The organism is Paenochrobactrum sp. BZR 201-1, from assembly GCF_044987585.2.
GTDB lineage: Bacteria > Pseudomonadota > Alphaproteobacteria > Rhizobiales > Rhizobiaceae > Paenochrobactrum > Paenochrobactrum pullorum.
The window spans coordinates 60,909-80,548 of record NZ_JBJDRZ020000014.1 but is presented as its reverse complement, the minus strand read 5'-3'; the positions used below and the strand labels follow the sequence as shown (position 1 = coordinate 80,548).

General features: G+C 49.7%; 19 protein-coding genes. 9 read left to right on the top strand and 10 right to left on the bottom strand.

Going from position 1 to position 19,640, the window contains the following annotated elements:
- Nucleotides 1–7 precede the first annotated feature (7 nt).
- Nucleotides 8–370 (top strand): oligopeptide/dipeptide ABC transporter ATP-binding protein, encoded by a 363-nt coding sequence (locus ACI0FR_RS10180; RefSeq protein ID WP_404908437.1) that lies wholly within the window; start codon nt 8–10, stop codon nt 368–370.
- Between the two features lie 106 nt (nt 371–476).
- On the opposite strand, the gene ACI0FR_RS10175 is transcribed toward ACI0FR_RS10180, so the two are convergent.
- Genes ACI0FR_RS10175 through ACI0FR_RS10165 form a run of 3 tightly spaced genes read right to left on the bottom strand, consistent with a single transcriptional unit; the run spans nt 477 to nt 1,905 of the window.
- Nucleotides 477–701 (bottom strand): hypothetical protein, encoded by a 225-nt coding sequence (locus tag ACI0FR_RS10175; RefSeq protein WP_404908428.1) that lies wholly within the window; start codon nt 699–701, stop codon nt 477–479.
- A gap of 59 nt (nt 702–760) precedes the next feature.
- A complete protein-coding gene (locus tag ACI0FR_RS10170) occupies nt 761–1,447 on the bottom strand; it encodes an aminotransferase-like domain-containing protein (protein ID WP_404908425.1) in 687 nt (228 codons plus the stop codon).
- Nucleotides 1,408–1,905, bottom strand: coding sequence for a GntR family transcriptional regulator (locus ACI0FR_RS10165; protein WP_404908423.1), 498 nt, complete (start codon nt 1,903–1,905; stop codon nt 1,408–1,410). Before ACI0FR_RS10165 ends, ACI0FR_RS10170 begins: the two co-directional genes overlap by 40 nt.
- A gap of 265 nt (nt 1,906–2,170) precedes the next feature.
- Between ACI0FR_RS10165 and tauA the strand changes: the two genes are divergently transcribed.
- The 7 genes from tauA to pta all read left to right on the top strand — a co-directional run bounded on the left by tauA (nt 2,171) and on the right by pta (nt 9,778).
- Nucleotides 2,171–3,199 carry a taurine ABC transporter substrate-binding protein gene (gene tauA, locus ACI0FR_RS10160; protein WP_404908421.1) on the top strand — a complete coding sequence of 343 codons (1,029 nt, stop codon included), beginning with the start codon at nt 2,171–2,173 and terminating at the stop codon, nt 3,197–3,199.
- 58 nt (nt 3,200–3,257) lie between these two features.
- Nucleotides 3,258–4,070, top strand: a complete 813-nt coding sequence (locus ACI0FR_RS10155; RefSeq protein WP_404908419.1) for a taurine ABC transporter ATP-binding protein — start codon at nt 3,258–3,260, stop codon at nt 4,068–4,070.
- Complete coding sequence (locus ACI0FR_RS10150; protein WP_404908417.1) at nt 4,063–4,890, top strand: ABC transporter permease subunit; 828 nt, start codon at nt 4,063–4,065, stop codon at nt 4,888–4,890. Before ACI0FR_RS10155 ends, ACI0FR_RS10150 begins: the two co-directional genes overlap by 8 nt.
- Nucleotides 4,891–5,043: 153 nt before the next feature.
- The gene (locus ACI0FR_RS10145) at nt 5,044–5,445 is read left to right on the top strand and encodes a nuclear transport factor 2 family protein (RefSeq protein WP_404908414.1); all 402 of its coding nucleotides are present in this window, start codon (nt 5,044–5,046) and stop codon (nt 5,443–5,445) included.
- 35 nt (nt 5,446–5,480) lie between these two features.
- Entirely contained in the window at nt 5,481–6,881 is a 1,401-nt protein-coding gene (locus tag ACI0FR_RS10140; protein WP_404908412.1) for an NAD(P)/FAD-dependent oxidoreductase, read from the top strand.
- Nucleotides 6,882–6,943: 62 nt separating this feature from the next.
- On the top strand, nt 6,944–8,719 hold the full coding sequence (gene xsc, locus ACI0FR_RS10135; protein WP_404908409.1) for a sulfoacetaldehyde acetyltransferase: 1,776 nt from the start codon (nt 6,944–6,946) through the stop codon (nt 8,717–8,719).
- 72 nt (nt 8,720–8,791) lie between these two features.
- The gene (gene pta / locus ACI0FR_RS10130) at nt 8,792–9,778 is read left to right on the top strand and encodes a phosphate acetyltransferase (protein ID WP_404908406.1); all 987 of its coding nucleotides are present in this window, start codon (nt 8,792–8,794) and stop codon (nt 9,776–9,778) included.
- 346 nt (nt 9,779–10,124) lie between these two features.
- On the opposite strand, the gene ACI0FR_RS10125 is transcribed toward pta, so the two are convergent.
- Together ACI0FR_RS10125 and ACI0FR_RS10120 are read right to left on the bottom strand one after the other, a co-directional pair.
- Entirely contained in the window at nt 10,125–11,948 is a 1,824-nt protein-coding gene (locus tag ACI0FR_RS10125) for an ABC transporter ATP-binding protein (protein ID WP_404908403.1), read from the bottom strand.
- Nucleotides 11,949–12,005: 57 nt separating this feature from the next.
- Complete coding sequence (locus tag ACI0FR_RS10120) at nt 12,006–13,205, bottom strand: aminotransferase class V-fold PLP-dependent enzyme (RefSeq protein WP_404908401.1); 1,200 nt, start codon at nt 13,203–13,205, stop codon at nt 12,006–12,008.
- A 168-nt stretch (nt 13,206–13,373) separates the two neighbouring features.
- Here ACI0FR_RS10120 and ACI0FR_RS10115 point away from each other — a divergent pair, with 168 nt between their 5' ends.
- Complete coding sequence (locus tag ACI0FR_RS10115; protein WP_374832070.1) at nt 13,374–14,210, top strand: IclR family transcriptional regulator; 837 nt, start codon at nt 13,374–13,376, stop codon at nt 14,208–14,210.
- Nucleotides 14,211–14,222: 12 nt separating this feature from the next.
- Here the strand turns inward: ACI0FR_RS10115 and ACI0FR_RS10110 are convergent, their stop codons facing one another.
- The 5 genes from ACI0FR_RS10110 to ACI0FR_RS10090 all read right to left on the bottom strand — a co-directional run bounded on the left by ACI0FR_RS10110 (nt 14,223) and on the right by ACI0FR_RS10090 (nt 19,544).
- Nucleotides 14,223–14,723 carry a RidA family protein gene (locus ACI0FR_RS10110; RefSeq protein ID WP_374832068.1) on the bottom strand — a complete coding sequence of 167 codons (501 nt, stop codon included), beginning with the start codon at nt 14,721–14,723 and terminating at the stop codon, nt 14,223–14,225.
- A 101-nt stretch (nt 14,724–14,824) separates the two neighbouring features.
- The gene (locus ACI0FR_RS10105; protein ID WP_404908397.1) at nt 14,825–16,036 is read right to left on the bottom strand and encodes an amidohydrolase/deacetylase family metallohydrolase; all 1,212 of its coding nucleotides are present in this window, start codon (nt 16,034–16,036) and stop codon (nt 14,825–14,827) included.
- Between the two features lie 4 nt (nt 16,037–16,040).
- Nucleotides 16,041–16,916: an ABC transporter permease gene (locus tag ACI0FR_RS10100; RefSeq protein ID WP_374832064.1), complete on the bottom strand. Its 876-nt coding sequence runs from the start codon at nt 16,914–16,916 to the stop codon at nt 16,041–16,043.
- A complete protein-coding gene (locus ACI0FR_RS10095; RefSeq protein ID WP_404908395.1) occupies nt 16,916–17,857 on the bottom strand; it encodes an ABC transporter permease in 942 nt (313 codons plus the stop codon). Before ACI0FR_RS10095 ends, ACI0FR_RS10100 begins: the two co-directional genes overlap by 1 nt.
- A 169-nt stretch (nt 17,858–18,026) precedes the next feature.
- Nucleotides 18,027–19,544: an ABC transporter substrate-binding protein gene (locus tag ACI0FR_RS10090; RefSeq protein WP_404908434.1), complete on the bottom strand. Its 1,518-nt coding sequence runs from the start codon at nt 19,542–19,544 to the stop codon at nt 18,027–18,029.
- Nucleotides 19,545–19,640: the final 96 nt, after the last annotated feature.

Here is a 19,640-nt window from a genome sequence, read left to right as displayed (position 1 = left end):
CGAGTAAATTGAACGCAACAATGTTCAAACAAGTATTGTCGCTTGGATAGTAGGGCGGCAACCACTCCATCTATTCACTATTCATGTTGAGCGTGCGAGCCGAGAAAATTTATTCAATGCACCTCAACATCCATATACGCGTTTGTTGCTTGCAGCTGTGCCAAGCATTAACAATATTGATAGGGTTGACAAACAAGCGCCGTCCCTTGCAGGAGAAGTGCCAAGTCCGCTCAACATGCCGTCTGGCTGCCCGTTTCAGACGCGTTGCGCTTATGTGAGGCCTAAATGCAAGACAAACATTCCGGTTCTCGGTAAGTGGCATGAAAATCACGCGGTCGCATGCCACTATGCCGGTCAGTTGGGTATTTAAGCTCAATACTTGACGGTTTGGTTTCAGGGTGGAGACACCGAAGGATCACGATATCAAAGATAAACTGCGTATATGTGAAGAGGTGAGGGCCACACCGGCTGCTATTTTATTCGCAGCTATCGAAGAATAGGCCATACGAAAAAAACCGGCATGGCTGATTTGAACCGATGAAAAATGGTGATCTTGATTCAATCAATACACCTTGCTCGCGCAATTCGCTCGTCAGCTGGTCTGCGTTTAACCCCTTTGGGCCTTCAATCCAGAATGCTGTACCGCCGAAAGCGGACTTGCCTGCAATGTGAAGACCTTCCTCTTTTAATGCTTCAATCATGATGACGTGACGCTTGTGAAATTCTAGACGCATACGGTGAATAACGGAATCGTAATACCCTAATGCCAGAAAATATGCAGTGGTTCGTTGTAAGTGCCCCGGTGGATGTCGCAACATGAGTGCGCGCAAAGCCCGTGCCTGACGTATGACCGGTGAGGTGCGACGAGGTAGCCAAGCCGCAGGCCGGGAAAGAGCGATTTAGAGAAACTGCCAACATAAAGAACACGTCCGTATTGATCCAACGACTTCAGCGCGGGCGTTGATGGCTGGAGAAAACTCATCTCGAACTCATAATCGTCTTCTACAATGACAAAATTCTGTTTCGCCGCAGCTTCAAGCAATGCCAATCGTCTGGAGCGCGGCATGGTCGCTGCGGTTGGCGATTGATGGCTGGGGGTTACAAATACGGCATCTATATTTTCGTGGATTTTCTCTGGTGGAAGTCCATCATGGTCAACATCAATGGTCGTCACCCGAGCGCCGCTTAGATAGAGGGTCGCAGCAATATCCGGATGTCCCGGATTCTCAAAAACGACGTGCGAATTGCTGGAGAGCAACAATTGACTGACGATCCATAGAGCATTTTGCGCACCAACAGTCACCAGTATTTCGTCAGGTTCTGCACGAATGCCGCGACTGGGTAATGTGCGAGAACGAATATAATTTATTAATTCGATGTCGTCTTCGGCAGCAAAGCCTCCTGCCATCAATGCAAAATCCTCGCGTGACAAGGCCGTCTGGAGCAATCCCGCCAGCCTGCCAGATCAAACAAGGAGTGATCCATCTGACCATAAAGGAATGGATATTTATAACTTCGCCAATCAAGCGGCTTACGAATTGATTTGGCAATTAATAATCCAGGCCGGATTTTATTTTCCCAATCAACTGCATCACAAGATTGTAAATCATGCGCATGGCCAATCATATTAATCGGCGGCATCATAGAAATATGATAAGCGCTGCGATCCTTAACTTCTAAATAACCCTGAAATGCCAGCTCCTGATAGGCGATTGTAACAGTCAGACGAGAGATATTTAGATAGTTTGCAAGTTTACGTGTGGAAGGCAATTTCGCGCCGGGAAGTGCCTGTCCCGAGAGTACCGCCGAAACAATAATTTCCCTGATCTGAGACTGCAAACCCGTTCGGCTGGCGCGATCCAGAAAAAAAGTTGTTTCAGATACTGCTGTTGTTTTCAAAGCCACTCCATTGGCACTGTGAGCCACATTCATTAGCAATCACAATATGAATTAATTTTCTACATCAATAGATATTTGGGAGTTTATTCCTTCATCAAGGCTCGATTTGCCTTTATTCTTTAATTTAACATCTGGGCTTAATCACAGTTCAATCTGGATATAAGACAAATAGCTCATCATGACTATCGTTTATGAATGGAACAACAGATTGGCATAAGCCAGCGGTCAAGACATAGTCGCGACAACGTTCAAAAAATGGAAGGGGAACTCCATGAGCTATATCAAAAAAACGACAGCTATATTGGCGGGATCAATTCTGGCCGCCAGCCTTTGGAGCAGCACCGCTTATGCCGAAACAAATGTTGTTGTCGGATATCAGCAGATCGTCGGACCGTTTTTGACGGCTATCGCGGACAGTCGCTTCGATGCTGCTGCTAAGAAAGCAGGCTATACAATTGACTGGCGCCAATTCTCATCAGGCGGTGATATTTCTACTGCACTCGCATCCGGCAATGTGCCCATCGGTGTTCTGGGTTCTACAGGTATTGCAGCGGCTACCACACGGGGTGTTGATCTGGAGCTGTTCTGGATACTTGATAATATCGGAAAATCCGAAGCGCTTGTTGCCCGTGAAGGTACGGGTATTGAGAAACCGGAAGATATAAAAGGCAAGAAAGTCGGTGTTCCTTTTGTTTCTACCGCGCATTTTCATCTTCTTGTCGGATTGGAAAAAGTTTGGAACATAAATCCGCGGGAAGTTGAAATTTTGAATATGAGCCCGCCGCAGATTGTTGCCGCATGGCAACGTGGTGATATTGATGCCGCCTATGTCTGGCCTCCCGCATTATCAGAGATTATGAAAACCGGCACGGTAATCGCCGACTCTGAGGAAATTGGTATTAAGAGTGTTCCGACTTTTGACGGTCTGGTGGTGGACAAAACCTTTGCCAAGGACAATCCGGAATTTATGACAGCATTCACCGGAGTGCTCGCCGAGGCTTATGCCGATTATAAGGCGAATGGCAGCCAATGGACGGCGGATTCCGATCAGATCAAAGGCATGGTTAAATTGATCGGTGGCAATGCAACAGACATCCCTGGTTCCATGGCACTTCTGTCCTATCCAACGGTTGAAGAACAGGCTTCAGCAGTTTGGCTTGGCGGCGGCAAAGATGCAGGTGCATTACGGTCCTTGACAGAAAGTGCCAAATTCCTTGTTGCGCAAAAACAGCTCGATGCGGCATTGGATGACTATAGTCCGCATGTAACCGATACACACGCGGCAGGCGTGGCTAAATAATATTCTCTCCGCTGGTGGCTTAGCCGCTTATGAACCATCCTTACCGAGAGGCAACGGCATGGAAACCTTAGACGTATCAAATGTAAGCCTCACCTATCCGGGGCTTTATGTAGAAGAAGCGGTCATAGCGCTGAAAGGCGTAAACCTGCGAATTGAACGGGGCTATTTCGTTGTCGCTCTTGGTGCATCCGGTTGCGGCAAGACCACGCTGCTCAATCTGCTTGCGGGATTTATGATCCCGTCATCGGGTGAAATCACCTTGGGAGGCGAGCTTGTCAGAGGGCCGAGCGCTGAACGTGGTGTCGTTTTTCAAAAACATGCCCTTTTGCCTTGGCTCAATGTCGTCGACAACACGGAATTTGGTTTGAAATTGCGTGGCGTGCCTAAAGCTGAACGCCGTGAACGCGCCACCCAAAATCTGGCACTGGTCGGACTGCAAGACTTCCATAATCACAAGGTCTATCAGCTATCTGGCGGCATGCAACAACGTGTTGGCATTGCTCGGGCGCTGACTTGCGATCCGGCAATGTTATTGATGGATGAACCTATGGCGGCTCTCGACGCATTAACGCGCGAGACAATTCAAGAGCTTTTATTGCGCGTATGGAAGCTGACCAACAAGATGTTTTTCTTCATTACGCATAGCGTGGAAGAAGCATTGTTTCTGGGCTCGCGGCTTATTGTGATGTCACCACGTCCGGGCCGCATTACACATACCTATGAACTCGACTTCAACAAGCGTTTTCTGGAGAGCGGAGATGCCCGTGCAGTCAAATCAAGCCCTGACTTCATCAAAATGCGTGAAACCATTCTCAGCATCATCTACGGTGATGAAAGAGCATCGGGTAACCCGGAGCTCGCCCATGCTTGATCGTTTGACCAAAGGACGTCCCGTCATACCCGGTAAAATTTATGGAGCGCCGGGGGATGGAAATAGCGGCTTTATCAGCCTTATTACGGCAATTATTATTATAGGCTTATGGTTCTTGGTGACAAAAATGGGCTGGGTCAAGCCTTTGTTCCTGCCTTCTCCGATGGCCGTCTACAATAAATTTATCATCGCCGCAACCGATGGCGTTGCAAATTCAAGTTTATTGGAACATACGGTGGCCAGCCTTGTGCGGGTACTGTCTGCCTTTTTCCTCGCATGTGTCACAGCAATACCGATTGGCATCATGATGGGCATGAGTACGTTTGCTCGGGGGGTACTTGATCCGATCATTGAGTTTTATCGTCCACTGCCACCACTTGCCTATTTGCCTCTAATCATTATTTGGCTCGGCATTGGTGAATTCCCCAAAATATTTCTGATCTACCTGGCTATTTTTGCTCCCATGGCCATTGCAGCGCGCGCTGGTGTCCGTTCGGTTTCAACAGAACAAATTCACGCAGCCTATGCGATGGGTGCATCTCGTTTGCAAGTTGTCACACAGGTCATCATGAAGGCCGCATTACCAGAGATTTTCACAGGGATGCGAATTGGCATTGGTGTGGGTTGGACAACGCTGGTTGCAGCCGAAATGGTGGCGGCCCATCGCGGGCTTGGGTTTATGGTACTCAATGCCGCCCAGTTTCTCGCCAGTGATACAGTTATTATGGGCATTATCGTCATCGGTATTTTTGCTTTCGCCTTCGATTTGCTGATCCGCCACATGGAAAAAGTGCTGATCCCGTGGAAGGGAAAAATCTAGTGCCCAAAGTTTAAAATGCGAAGCGGATAGCCGCTCCAAGAGATGCCTGAAATTAGAACCAATTATGTCCGGCATCCTTTGCCGGACAAGAGAGAGCTTTGACCTAAATTGCGCTGTTGCGCTCCCAAAGCCGCAGCAATGAAGGAGAATAAAATGGCTGACATAATCTCAAAAAACACTCTTACTGCTGCGGATTTTGCGGCATTATTCGATGCTTTCAATCGTCACGACATTGACGGGATCATGGCGTTCTTCAGCCCGGACTGCGTGTTTGATGCACTTGGCGGCGCTGAAGTCTACGGCACACGCTTCATTGGTACAGAGGCAATCGCGAAAGCCTTTTCAGGTGTTTGGGCGGCAATGCCCGATGCAAGCTGGGGCGGGCACAGCCATTTCGTTCATGATGGCCGTGCTGTGTCTGAATGGACGTTTCGCGGCACACAGGCTGATGGTGCCCGCGTTGAGGCCGAAGGCTGTGACCTTTTTACGGTCCGTGATGGCAAAATCATCCGCAAACAGGCTTTCCGTAAAAACCGGCCGCTTCTGACCGCTTAAATATATGCCAGTCAGTGGTGTTGGAGGTCCGGCATATGAATCATCAATCACAACATTCTTTTCAGGTCCGCGAGCCTTTCGATCCACGTTATGATCCGGTCACATCAAAAAACCCGGGCTATGGTCGTGATTATGCGCCAACCTATTGGATTGATACTGCAGGTACACCGCCGCAGGATGATAGCCCGGTTATGGCCGATATGGATGCCGACGTGGTTATCGTTGGTTCCGGCTATACGGGCCTGTCGGCTGCTATTCATCTCGCCAAAGAACACGGTATCAAAGCAACAGTTCTTGAGGCCAATGGGGTTGCATGGGGTTGTAGCACGCGTAATGGCGGTCAGGCTCAAATTTCATCTGGTCGTTTGAAGCGATCGGACTGGATTAACCGTTGGGGTGTCGATGTTGCGCGCAAACTTCATGCAGAAATTGCCGAAGCATTTGATCTGTTTCGTGATCTGATTGCCCAGCCGGAAATTAATTGTGATCCGCAAGATGGTAGGCATCTCTATATCGCGCATCGGGCAAAAATGATGCCGTCGCTCGTAAAAGAATCCCAACTCCTAAATGAGGTGTTCGGCTATAAAAGTCGCATCATTAGTCGTGATGAGATCCTGAATGATTATGTTGGTGATCGGGAAGCTCATGGGGCGATGTATGAGCCCGATGGGATGGGTATTCATGCTGCAAAACTTGCATTCGGCTACCTCAACATGGCCCGCAAGCTGGGCGCAAAAGTGCATGTATCAAGTCCGGTTCTGAATTGTGAACGGCAAGGGGACACCTATCTGCTGCGTACTCCCGGGGGCACGGTTCGTGCAAAAAAAGTGTGCTTTGCGACCGCTGGTTATACATCACCGCAACTTCACCTGTTAACGCGTTATCGTCTCATGCCGGTTTTGTCTAACTCGGTTGTCACACGTATACTGAGTACTGACGAGATAGCGGCTTGTGGTTTGAAGGCACATTTCCCACTGACCGATACACGCACATTGCGTTTTTATTATCGTTTTCTGCCCGACGGCCGGATGCAGATCGGCAGTCGTAGTGCCATTACCGGCGCGGATGCGCCGAACCAGAAGCATTATGATCTGCTGCTCAAGGGACTTTATCGTAAATTTCCGGCCCTGACAGGTGTTCAAATCGATTACTCTTGGTGGGGTTGGGTTGATGTCAGTCATGACATGATGCCCCGTATTTTCCGGCCTGATCCGGCTCAGGAGCTTTATTACGCCATGGGATATGGTGGTAACGGGGTGATGTATTCTGCACAGGCCGGCCGCCGCGTTGCTGAAATGATAGCAGGTAAAGGCAAGCATCTAGAACTGCCGATCTTCGCCTCTGAACTGCCCAGCTACGGCATGCTGACACCGTTCCGCCGTATCGGCCAACGCGCCATGTATCGCTGGTATGCACTTAAAGATGAAATATTCTAACGCTCAGCATTATAGCACGAGCTAATCGCTTTTCCCCTTTTACTGAAAGAAAGGTATTCGCCATGAAGATGACCACTGAAGAAGCCTTCATCAAGGTTTTGCAAATGCATGGCATTGAACATGCGTTCGGTATTATTGGCTCGGCCATGATGCCCGTGTCCGACTTGTTTCCCAAGGCAGGGGTAAAATTCTGGGACTGCGCCCATGAAACCAATGCCGCACTGATTTGCGATGGCTATACGCGCGTTACTGGTAAAATGGGAATGGCCATTGCACAGAACGGTCCGGGCGTGACCGGCTTTGTCACCGCAATCAAGACAGCCTATTGGAACCATACACCAATGCTGTTGGTGTCTCCGCAAGCGGCCAATAAAACCATTGGGCAAGGTGGTTTTCAGGAAGTGGATCAAATGGCGCTGTTTGAGGAAATGGTTTGCTATCAGGAAGAGGTTCGCGATGCGAGCCGTATTCCGGAAGTGCTCAATCGCGTAATTGAAAAAGCATGGCGTGGTTGCGCACCAGCACAAATCAATATTCCGCGTGATTTCTGGACACAGGTCATTGATGTCGATCTGCCGCAAATTGTGCGTCTGGAGCGGCCAGCAGGGGGCAAAGATGCGATCGCAGAAGCTGCCAAGCTTCTAACAGACGCTAAATTTCCGGTTATCCTCAATGGTGCCGGCGTTGTCATTGGTGGTGCTATTGAAGCATCCAAAGCTTTGGCCGAACGGCTCGATGCGCCTGTTTGCTGCGGTTATCAACATAATGACGCTTTTCCGGGAAACCACCCACTATCTGTTGGATCCCTCGGTTATAACGGCTCCAAAGCCGCTATGGAACTGATTGCCAAGGCCGATGTCGTACTGGCATTGGGCACTCGTCTCAATCCGTTTTCAACGCTACCCGGCTATGGCATCGACTATTGGCCAAAAGATGCCAAAATTATTCAGGTCGATATCAATTCCGACCGTATCGGGCTGACCAAAAAAATCTCCGTCGGTATTTGCGGTGATGCAAAACAGGTCGCCGAGCAGATATTGGCGCAGCTGGGAAGAGGGGCAGGCGATTGGAGCCGTGAAGAGCGCAAGCAGCTTATCCATCAGCGTAAATCCTCATGGTTGCAACAACTTTCATCCATGGATCACGAAGATGACGATCCGGGTACCCAATGGAATGCGGAAGCCCGCATCCGCGATGCAGATCGTATGTCGCCGCGTCAGGCATGGCGTGCCATTCAGGCAGCAATGCCTAAAGGTGCAATTGTATCGACCGATATCGGCAATAACTGTGCCATCGGAAATGCCTATCCGAGCTTTGATCAGGGTCGAAAATATCTGGCTCCCGGCATGTTCGGCCCTTGCGGTTATGGTTTTCCATCGATCATTGGTGCAAAGATTGGCTGCCCAGATATGCCGGTTATCGGCTTTGCCGGCGATGGTGCGTTTGGTATTTCAATGAATGAAATGACCTCAATTGGCCGCAACGAGTGGCCGGCCATCACTATGGTGATCTTCCGCAACTATCAATGGGGAGCGGAGAAACGCAACACGACATTGTGGTACGACAATAATTTCGTCGGCACCGAACTTAATCCCAATCTCAGCTATGCCAAGGTTGCAGAAGGATGCGGTCTGAAAGGTGTTACGGTTGATAATCAAGAGGCCTTAACACAGGCTATTCGTAAAGCTGTTGAGGATCAATCCGTTGGCGTTACCACTTTTGTTGAAGTCATCCTTAATCAGGAGCTGGGTGAACCGTTCCGTCGTGATGCCATGAAAAAACCTGTTGTGGTTGCAGGCATCAATCCCGATGACATGCGTCAGCAAATGCCTGCCTGACCTATATAACTGAAGGGCCGGAGAGGATGTTTCTTCTCCGGCATAACACCCTTTGCCGGAGGCCTTATTGTCATGCAGCCGCTTGAGAAGATTTTCGAACAAGCCCGTCAGAAGCAAGCACATATCGTATTGGCAGAAGGTGAAGATCCTCGCATTATCGCGGCGGCCGCGATAGCGGTGGAGCAAGAATTAGCCCACATTACGCTGCTTGGTGATTCATTAAAAATCAAACCGTTTCTGAACGAAGGAGTTGTCGAGAAGATTCAAATAATTCATCCACTGACGGCAGAACGAAATGCACAATATGCAAAGGCATTATTCGCAATGCGCAAGGAGAAGGGCCTTACGGAAAGTCAGGCAACTGAGATGGTACGGACACCACTTGCCCATGCCGCGATGATGGTACGGGAAGGGGACGCTGACGGAACCGTCGCGGGCGCTGTAGCTACCACCGCCGATGTGGTTCGTCATGCTCTGCAAATCATTGGCAAGGCTAAATATAGCAAAATTGTAACGAGTTTTTTTCTGATGCTGCTGTGTCAGTCTCACCATCAGAAAAAAGGTGCGTTTATCTTTGCCGATTGTGGTTTGGTCGTGGAACCTAATGCTGATGAACTGGCCGATATTGCGATGCAATCGGCAAAATCATTCACACAATTGACTGCAAAAGAACCGGCTATTGCCATGCTGTCTTTTTCTAGTGCTGGCAGTGCGACCCATGAGCGTGTATCAAAAGTTGTGCAGGCGACCGCAAAAGTCCGCGCCCAGGCACCTCATTTGTGCATCGATGGCGAACTTCAATTTGATACGGCCTTTGTTGAGGCAACTAGTCTGGTGAAATCACCGGACTCACCTTTGAAAGGTAATGCAAATATCTTTGTATTTCCTAATTTGGAAGCAGCCAATATCGGTTATAAAATAGCCCAACGTATTGGCGGAGCTAACGCTGTTGGCCCCGTATTGCAGGGCCTCGCAAAACCCGCCAATGACTTGTCACGCGGATGTTCGATTGAAGATGTAGTCAATATGATTGCGATAACTGCAATACAAGTAAATTAAGATTAGTGTCGCAAAGTTTTTGACGTGTAGAAACGTTTTTATCTTTGGATACATTTATGCTGCAAGTTCAGCATAGATTTGCGGTGAGGAACGAACGAACCATCGTTTCAGGATTGCAGGATCAACTAAGATGCTTCGTCCATCAAGGGTTTCTTGCAATTCGCAATATGAAACTGGTAGCGGATGTAAAAAACAGCGTATGCAAGATGACCCTTTTGGGAAAATGTGCACCTTTGAAATTGTCCTTCATCCGCTTCCTCCTCACTCAATTCCAACCTGAGTTCAGGTGGTAACTCACCAGATGTGAAAAATTGCGACAGAGCCTGATATTATAAGTGCTGCATCTTTATTGCAGTTGCACGAAATGATGCTCCGACAATTGTTGATAATGGCGAGGAGCAGGTTGATAATCAGGTGCACGCACCGGACTTTTTAGTTCATCCACTTGCATCATACGGCGTAAATGACGGCGTTCCGGATCAGGAATAGGTACCGCCGAAAGCAGCTTTTTCGTGTATGGGTGTTGCGGATTTTCAAAGATTTCTGCGCGTTTGCCGATCTCGACAATTTCGCCTAAATACATCACCGCCACACGGTGACTGACACGCTCGACAACTGCCATGTCATGGCTGATGAAGAGATAAGCCAGTTGTAAGTTCGCCTGCAATTCAAGCATCAAATTGATGACTTGGGCTTTGATGGAAACATCAAGTGCCGAGACAGACTCGTCGGCGACGATCACTTTAGGATCCATCGCCAGCGCACGTGCTATGCAAATGCGCTGGCGCTGCCCCCCCGAAAACTCATGCGGAAAACGCTTGGCCATATCGGGTGTCAGGCCGACACGTATGAGCAGGTCGGTGACGATTTTTTCTGCTTCCGCTTTAGTGCCCATTTTATGTTCGAGATAAGGCTCGGCAATTGTGGCACCCACCCGCATACGAGGATTGAGGCTTGCAAAGGGGTCTTGAAAAATCATCTGCATTTTATGGCGGATGTGACGCAGTTCCCGTTGATCCATCGTAGAAATATCTCGCCCATCCAGCCGGATCAGCCCTTCATCCGGTTGGATGAGACGCATGACAGCGCGTGCAGTTGTGGACTTTCCACATCCCGATTCACCAACCAAAGATAAGGTTTCGCCAGGTTGTAGCGAGAAGCTCACATCTTCGATGGCATGAACGCGTCCCTGTAATCGTCCCATGAGACCTGCATGAATATCAAAGCGCTTGCTTAAGTTTTTAACCTCCAAAACCGGCTCCGCCAGATGGTCGACCGTGTCGGCAGAAACCACCGGTTTACCCGGTAAACCGGTGTTCGGATCAAGATCAGGAAAGCGCAATGGCCGGTCATAGGGTTTCATGGAACCGAGCATGGGCACTGCTGACAAGAGCGCTCTGGTGTATGGATGTTTTGAATGGTTGAAAATATCGGCGGTGTTACCGCTTTCCACCGCTTCACCACGAAACATCACGACGGTGCGGTCGGCAATTTCGGCGACTACGCCCATATCATGGGTGATGAAAAGCACCGAGGTGCCTTCTTCTTCCTGCAAGGTTTTGATCAGGTCAAGAATTTGGCCTTGAATGGTCACATCCAATGCGGTGGTAGGCTCATCCGCAATCAGCAGTTTGGGACGGCTGGCCAGTGCCATCGCAATCATCACGCGCTGGCGCATGCCGCCGGAGAAGCGATGCGGATATTCATCAAAACGACTGGCGGCAGACGGAATACGCACCCGTTCAAGCAAGCGGATGGTTTCGGCTTTTGCGGCTTCTTTGCTCATCGCTTTATGACATAAAAGTGCTTCCGATATCTGATCGCCAATGGTGAAAAGCGGATTGAGTGAAGTCATTGGCTCTTGAAAAATCATCGCAATATCATTGCCGCGCACTTGGCGCATTTGTGCTTCCGGCAATTGCAGCAAATCCTTGCCATTGAGAAGTACACGCCCTTCAATACGGCTGGTATCGCGCGGCAATAATTGCATCACCGACAAGGACGTGACGCTCTTGCCGGAGCCGGATTCACCTACAACGGCAACAGTCTCGCCCGGGTTAACGGTAAAGGAGATATCGCGGACAACGGATTTCCATTGCCCTTCACTCAAAAAGCTGGTGGTCAGGTTTTCCACTGACAAAACCGGAGAGACAGCCTTTATTGATGTCATGATATATCTCCTTAAGTTTCAAAACGAATGCTATGATTGAACAGGCGGGCGCGGCGATCAATCCGGCCAGCGGCGCAAGCTATCGAAGCGTTTTTTGGTGCGATCTGCCAACGGTGTGGCAATTATCTCGTTTGAGTTTCTTGCTTTTGTCAGCTCTTCACGCAAGCGTTTGGCGACAATTTTCGCTTGCCCGTCATGCAGATTGCACGGGTCGAGATAGAAATATTGATGCTCGACCTCATGATCACGGGCGATAATCGGTGGTGTGCCGCGCGCCAGTGCATCCACCAAATCCCATGCTGTGATATGGGTTTCTTGCGGGTTGATATTGACGCGTAAGCGATCAAGCGGATTATGCGTCGGGTCAGCTTCAATCACCGCAGTGACACCGGCAAAATCTTGAAGTGCTGTCTGCCACAGATCAAGAAAAACTTTTTCACGCGCACACACAGCTAGATGATCACGTTTTTCCCATGCTTCAAGTGCAGCCATTACACCATAAACGCTTTCTTTGCCGACTTTCATCCCGCGTCCGATGCCGCAATTTTGCAAATAAGCGTGGCGCACCAATTGCTTGCTGCCCGCGACGATACCCGATGTCGGGCCGCCTAAAAATTTATGGCCTGAATAAAGCACGATATCAGCACCAGCTTCGAGAAAGCCTTTGAGATCATATTCAGACGCGGCGTCGACAATCACCGGAATATTGCGGGCGTGGCAAATCTGCGTAAAGCGTTTCAGTTCCAATAATCCGTAATTGACCACGTGATGCGAGACAACATAAATGGCAGCTGCAGTGTTTTCGTTGATCGCACCTTCCAGATGAAAATCATAACATGTGGTTGCTTGACCGATCAGTATCGGCTTGCCACCAGCAATGCGGATGGCTTGATCAACGGGGGCGCCATAGCTCACCACATGCCCCATTTGGACAATGATTTCTTTCTTGGCAGTTTTGGTTTCAGGCAAGAGTTCTATCGCTGAAAGATCATCACCTGTGATAGTACCTGCAACTGCCATACTGATACCGGCTGAGCATGAAGCGGTGACAAAGCCTGCTTCTGCTCTGGTCAGGCGGGCAATCACTTTGCCTGCCTTGCGTTGCAGGTCATTCATTTCGACAAATTGCGGCAAAATCTCTGCCATGGCAATGGCCACTTCAGGCACAGCAATGGAAGCGCCGAGGCCGGTCATTGTGCCAGAGACATTGATAATATTGCGCAAACCTAAGGTTTGATGCAGATTTGTTTCAGCCATGAGAGCCTCCGGTCATCAATGCGGGAAACAGAAATTTTGAGGTTTCATTATTCCTTAGCACTGGAATTGATTTCATAATTGTGAAATGCTGTTGAGGTGCCTTTATCATCCAAGATAAAAAGCAACCGACAAGCCTGAATGTGTGCGAACGAGTTACGGAGCCATCAAATGAACAGTAAGACTTTAGCCATTGTGACCAAACCGGCTCCGGATAATAAAACTGAACTCGACAAAAAAGAGCCATCACGCCGCTCCCGTGTCAGCGGCATTGACCGCGTATTGCAGGTGCTGGATTTTCTCTATGAACATGGCAGCCCAAGCGGTGCTTATATGATCGCCAAAGCCATTGGCGCGCCTTTGTCTACCGTCTATGTCATTGTTGATGATATGGTGGAAAAGAAGCTGTTGTCGCGAAATAGCGAGGGGCTGTTGTGGCTTGGTGACAGGCTTTACCATTATGGTTTGGCCTATGCCCGCTCGCTGGATTTCCTGAGTGTTGCCACCAGCGAAATGCACGATCTTTGCCGCGATATCGGCGAAACCATTCAACTTTGCGGGCTGGACGGCGACCATATGCAGGTGCTGGCCATGGCCGACGGGCCCGGACATTTTCAGGTGACCTCGCGGGTGGGTACACGTGTTCCGCTCAACTGGACGGCATCGGGACGTTTGCTCGTCGGGCATATGAATGATACGGAGCGCTTGGAAATTTTCAAGCGTTGCGCCTCTCCTTCGCCAACCGGCAGAGCAGATACTGATCCAAAAATTTTGTCGGAAGGTGCGGTGCGTGCCTTTAGCCAGCGTCTGTCGGTGCAAGCAGGTGAATCCGATTATGCCGTTGCCTGTATTGCGGCCCCTGTTTGCGATGAAAAGGGTGCTTGCGTTGCCACAATTTCGATCGTTCTGCCTGAGCAAAAGCTGATGGATAATACCGAGCTTTATACCGGCAGTGTTCAGCACTCGGCTGAAAAGATTGAAACTGTGATGGGTTGGCGTAAGCATTAGTCGTTTAGCCTTTTAATCGTGCAGTGCCACAATGGCTTCGATCTCGACGGTAATGTTGCCGGGAAGAGAGCCAAAACCAACTGCTGAGCGTGCGTGCTGGCCACTATCACCAAACACGTCAATGAAGAGATCTGAGCAGCCATTGATGACGCTTGGATGGTCTTCGAAATGCGGCTCGGCATTGACCATGCCGAAAAGCTTCACCACGCGTTTGACGCGGCCAAGATCACCCAAAGCATGGTGCATAACCGCGAGCAAGTTAATGCCGGTGAGGCGGGCATGGGTATAAGCTGCATCAATATTTTGATCGATGCCGACTTTGCCGGTGTGGAGTGTACCGTCTGCCTCGCGCGGGCCTTGGCCGGAAAGATAAAGAATATTGCCTTCCAGCACATGGGTGACAAAATTGGCGATAGGCGGCGGTGCATCAGGTAATTGAATGCCTAATGCGGCAAGTCGGTCATAAGGACTTGCGGCATGGTTGTTGGCCACTGGGTTTACTGGATTTGACACATCAGCCCCTGAAATATTTGCGAAGAAAGTTGTCACTTGTCTTCATTGAAACGATTGTTTTGACCGGAGCGATTTATGAAAACCGCGCCTGATGAAAGGTTTTAGCGATAGCTGAAGCCGTGGCTGTGATCGACACATTCGACACTATCCGGCTGATAGCGGCCTGCCTCAAAAATGTTGGTACCAAGTACGGTCATGCGCGGATCGAACAATTTGGTGAGCGCGGCACGAGCGCCAAGGGAATCCACCACTTGCAGATCGGAATCATTGAGGTCAAAAATGGTAAATTCGCTGCGCGCGCCTGCTTCAAGCAAGTTGTCCATTGGGAGACGGATAACTTCGGCAGGGGCATGGGTCACGGCTTCAACCACCTTATCAAACGGCATACCGACGCTTAAGAGCTTCGACATTGTGGTGCTTAAATCCCAAACCGATTGGTTGATGCTGCGTAAATGCACATCGGTGGAAATGGAAAACGGCAACAGACCACGCCCAATCGCAACTTCCGCCACACGGAACGAGAAGGATGCGCCGCCATGGCCGATATCAAGGCGGATGCCTTCACCGGCGCAGCGCTCTGCCAGTTCAAACAGGTCTTCATCTTCAATGATGGAGCTGCCAACCTTGCCGTTGAAACAATGGGTGATGATATCGCCGGGGCCCAAAATTTCCAGCACTTCGTCGTAAAGTGCCGGTGGCTCGCCGACATGCACCATCATCGGAATTTTAAGGATTTTGGCGATTTTCTTACCCAATTTAACCGGCGTGACACCCCATGAGCCGGTAATAACATGGCTGGCGCGCACTTTCAGGCCAACAATATGGTCGCGATTTTCTTCATAGCAGGCAACGATACGGTCAATATCGACAGAGCGGATATCGCTTAATTCGCTGACACGGTTGCAGGCAACGAGGCCGATAGAGCCTAAGTTTAAAAATGCTTTAATACGTTCGCGTGATTGCTCGATAATATATTCGCGAAAGCCATGGAAATTGGCTTCACCGGCAGAGCCTGCATCAACAAGGGTGGTGACGCCGCGCTGCACGCCGCAAAGATTAGGGCGCACAGAAATATCGGTGCCGCCATGCCAGACATGGGCGTGCAGATCGCCCCAGCCTGGTGAAATAAATGAGCCGTTGCCATCGACGATATTTGTAATATCTGCGCGAGGCAGGTCTTTGCCTACTTTGACAAGCTTGCCATCTTCACCGATCAAAAGATCAATCGCACCTTGATGTGAATGCTGTCCGAAAGCCACTGGTTTGACATTGGTGATAAGCAAAGCGCCGTTTTTTTGAATTTGCGCGCACATATGATTACAGGTCCTTTTTAAGGCGGGGGTCAAGAAGGTCGCGGAAGCCGTCACCAACCATTTGCAGCGAAAGAACAGAAAGGATGATTGCTATACCGGGAAAGAGGGTCATCCAGTCCGCCTGGCCGACATATTGACGGCCGGATGAAATCATGGTGCCCCATGTCGGAATTTCAGGGCTGACACCAAGGCCGAGGAAAGAAAGGCCGGCTTCGGCAAGCATAGCACTGGCAAAGAGAAATGTGCCTTGTACCAAAATGGGTGATAAAAGATTACGCAACACATGGCGTATCATGATGTTGCGGGTGGACACGCCCATTGAAACGGCGGCTTCTACATAAGGCAGCTCTCGGATCACCAAGGTGGAAGCGCGCACAACACGCGCCAAACGAGGGGCATAAACAATTGAAAGCGCGACAATCACCGTTGCGAGCGATGGCCCCAGTGCTGCCACTAAAGCAATTGCCAGTAAAATATCCGGAAAAGCCATCATCGCGTCAATGAGACGGGCAATTGGTGCGTCGAGCCGTGGAAAAAAACCTGCAAGCAGTCCCATTGTCACGCCGATCAGGGATGATAAAATCACGACAGCAAAGCCGACCAGAAGCGAGAGCCGTCCGGCATAAATGGTACGCGAAAACACATCGCGTCCAAATTCGTCGGTGCCGAACCAGAACAGTTCTGACGGTGGTTTGAGGCGGTTTACAATCGAAAGCTTGTAAGGATTATAAGGCGAAACCCATGGTGCCAGTAGCGCCATCAAAGTGAAGATCACTAAAATGATGAGGCCAAAGGCAACCGTTTTGCGCTTCAGCAAGCGTTTGATGAACTGCATGCTTTCGCTTGGGGTTTTGACCGAAGATGTTATTGAATTATCCATCAGTAGCGCACCCTCGGATCGACCAGCAGATAGAGCATATCAATGGCAAAATTAATCAGCACATAAAGGGCGGCAATCACCAGCAATGCACCTTGAATGACAGGGTAATCACGACGCAGCACGGCAGATACCACCAGATTGCCGATACCAGGCAAGCTAAACACGGTTTCAGTCACCACAGCGCCGGAAATGAGTACGGCAACGGTGAGGCCAATGACGGTGAGGATCGGAATGAGCGCATTTTTGAGCGCGTGTTTCAAAATGACTTTACGCTCAACCAGCCCTTTAGCACGGGCGGTGCGCACGTAATCATCACCAAGAACATCCAGCATCGAAGCACGGGTAAAGCGTAAAATCAAGGCGGAAGAAACAAGCCCCAACGCACATGCTGGCAGGCTTAAATGCCACATTCTGTCGATGAAACTTGCATCAGGTCCACCATAGCCGGAGACAGGAAACCAGCCGTAACGTACAGCAAAGATTTGCATCAAAATAAGCCCAAGCCAGAAACTTGGAATACTTGCGGCAAACATGGCGAGCGTTGTGGCTGCCTGATCAACAAAAGAACCGCGCTTGTATGCTGCATAAATGCCAATCGGCAAGGCAATGACGCAAGCAATGATGATGGAAAATAATGTGAGGAAAAAAGTGGGTTCCGAGCGTTCACTCAAAGCGCTCAAAACCGGTTGATTGAGGAAAATTGACTGGCCGAGATCGCCGCGCATGAGCTGCCCGACATAATAGATATATTGCATGACAAGTGGTTGATCTAACCCCAATTGCGCCCGCAAATCAGCAATATCTGTTTGGGTCGCTTCGGGGCCTAGCATGACGGCTGCCGGATCACCGGGGGTGACGCGCACAATGACAAAAACAATCGTGACGACAAGAAACATCACAATAATCATGCCGATGAAACGCTGGATAATATATCGTATCATATTGGCCTAGCTTAAAATGTACCGGCTGTTTTGATGGTTGCGGGCATTCCGCTAAACCTGAAAAGCCGTTTCAGTGATGAAGTGCAGAAGACACAGAATAAAGTGTTTTTATCCTGTGTCTTTTTATTTGTCGCAGCCGCTAGAGCGCGCGGCTAACAGGCTTCAGCCGTTATTTTTTAAGCGAGACGTTCCAGAAATATGGCCATGGAGCAGGCTCCACGCCTTCCAGCTTTTTCGATTTGGCTGCAACCGCATTGAAGTCTCCGATTTTAATGAACGGTACTTCATCCATCACCACTTTTTGCACATCAGCCCAGAGCTTGATGCGTTTTTCCGGATCGGATTCGGTGTTGAAGGCATTGACCACTTCGCTACGGGCGGGCGTATCCCAATTGCCCGGTGCGCTGGTCGACATCATGCCGATCAGTGACGGCTCCGGCAGGAACGGGCTATGGGTGATATAAATATCCCACAAAGACGGATCACCACGACGCTGTGTCAGGGTTGCCCAATCCACCACTTGCAGATCAACTTTGAAGCCCGCAGCTTTCAGATATTCTGCAGCAACTTGTGCCATTTTATAATGGAATTCATATTGGCGGCTGGTGAGAATACGGATCGGCTCGTCGTTGTAATTGGCCGCTTTCATCAGCTCTGCAGCTTTTTCAGGATTGGCCACATTATAATGACCTTCTACACCGGCATCGGTTGCCCATGCAAAGCTTTCCGGATAGAGCGAGCCGTCCAGCGCATAAAAATCTGTCGAGCCGAAGGCCGCAGCCATCATGTCTTCTTGACCAAGCGATTGTTGGATAGCTTGGCGCAATTCCTTGGACTGGGTGATGCCGTGACCGGAATTAAGCACAAAAACCGGCCAGCCGAATGGCTCAAGCATCACAGGCTCTGATGCAGAAGAGGTTTTCAGCCGGTCATAAGATTCAACCGGAATGGAATCCACATAGTCATATTGACCTGAAATAGCCGCTTCAACACGGGTATTGGCATCAGGCACCGGCACAAAGCGGATTTCATCAACATATTGATGGCGTGCGCCACCATAACCGTCACTCTCACCAGCAGGTGAGGTGTAATCGGCAAAACGTTCCAGCTGGATATACTGGTCGGCTTTACGCTCTTTTAGCTTGTAAGGGCCGGTGCCGATTATGTCTGTCATCGGTTCGGCCTGATGGTCGGCTGGCAAAATGATGGCGGCAGAATTATTGAAAGCGAGCAATGAGACAAGTGGCGCATAGGGATCGCTTAAAGTTATGGTCACAGTCAGCGGATCGGTTACTTCGATGGATTTGATCATGGTGGCGGTCTGCTTGCCGCGTGAAGCGACTTTCGTCCAGCGATCAAGCGAGGCGGCAACATCCTTTGATGTCATATCCGCGCCATTATGAAACTTGACGCCTTCTCGCAATTTGATCGTATAAACTTTACCGTCTTCGCTGATTTCGGGCAAGCTGGCGGCCAGCAATGGCGTGGTTTTCCAGGATTCATCAAAGGTATAAAGCGTTTCAAAAATATGCTGGCTGACAATACCGACGAGATCGGCAGTTGATACCATCGGATCAAGGGTCGGCGGTTCGCCGATAGTAGCAACATTAATAATGCCACCCTTTTCCTGCGCGTAAGAATATGACAGATTTAAAGTGGCGGCACCAATGAATGCGGTACCTACCATTAGTAATGTTTTGAAATTTCGCATGTCCCCTCCCGCTTATTCCATTATTGGAGAATAATTATCTTTATAGTGGAATAATACGATAGGGAAAAAACT

Coding starts and splice junctions, on each gene's coding strand:
- ACI0FR_RS10175 (WP_404908428.1), bottom strand. CDS start 701: ATGATTGAAGCATTAAAAGAGGAAGGTCTTCACATTGCAGGCAAGTCC.
- xsc (WP_404908409.1), top strand. CDS start 6,944: ATGAAGATGACCACTGAAGAAGCCTTCATCAAGGTTTTGCAAATGCAT.
- ACI0FR_RS10095 (WP_404908395.1), bottom strand. CDS start 17,857: ATGATACGATATATTATCCAGCGTTTCATCGGCATGATTATTGTGATG.
- ACI0FR_RS10150 (WP_404908417.1), top strand. CDS start 4,063: ATGCTTGATCGTTTGACCAAAGGACGTCCCGTCATACCCGGTAAAATT.
- ACI0FR_RS10120 (WP_404908401.1), bottom strand. CDS start 13,205: ATGGCTGAAACAAATCTGCATCAAACCTTAGGTTTGCGCAATATTATC.
- pta (WP_404908406.1), top strand. CDS start 8,792: ATGCAGCCGCTTGAGAAGATTTTCGAACAAGCCCGTCAGAAGCAAGCA.
- ACI0FR_RS10105 (WP_404908397.1), bottom strand. CDS start 16,036: ATGTGCGCGCAAATTCAAAAAAACGGCGCTTTGCTTATCACCAATGTC.
- tauA (WP_404908421.1), top strand. CDS start 2,171: ATGAGCTATATCAAAAAAACGACAGCTATATTGGCGGGATCAATTCTG.
- ACI0FR_RS10125 (WP_404908403.1), bottom strand. CDS start 11,948: ATGACATCAATAAAGGCTGTCTCTCCGGTTTTGTCAGTGGAAAACCTG.
- ACI0FR_RS10090 (WP_404908434.1), bottom strand. CDS start 19,544: ATGGTAGGTACCGCATTCATTGGTGCCGCCACTTTAAATCTGTCATAT.
- ACI0FR_RS10145 (WP_404908414.1), top strand. CDS start 5,044: ATGGCTGACATAATCTCAAAAAACACTCTTACTGCTGCGGATTTTGCG.
- ACI0FR_RS10155 (WP_404908419.1), top strand. CDS start 3,258: ATGGAAACCTTAGACGTATCAAATGTAAGCCTCACCTATCCGGGGCTT.
- ACI0FR_RS10140 (WP_404908412.1), top strand. CDS start 5,481: ATGAATCATCAATCACAACATTCTTTTCAGGTCCGCGAGCCTTTCGAT.
- ACI0FR_RS10115 (WP_374832070.1), top strand. CDS start 13,374: ATGAACAGTAAGACTTTAGCCATTGTGACCAAACCGGCTCCGGATAAT.
- ACI0FR_RS10100 (WP_374832064.1), bottom strand. CDS start 16,916: ATGGATAATTCAATAACATCTTCGGTCAAAACCCCAAGCGAAAGCATG.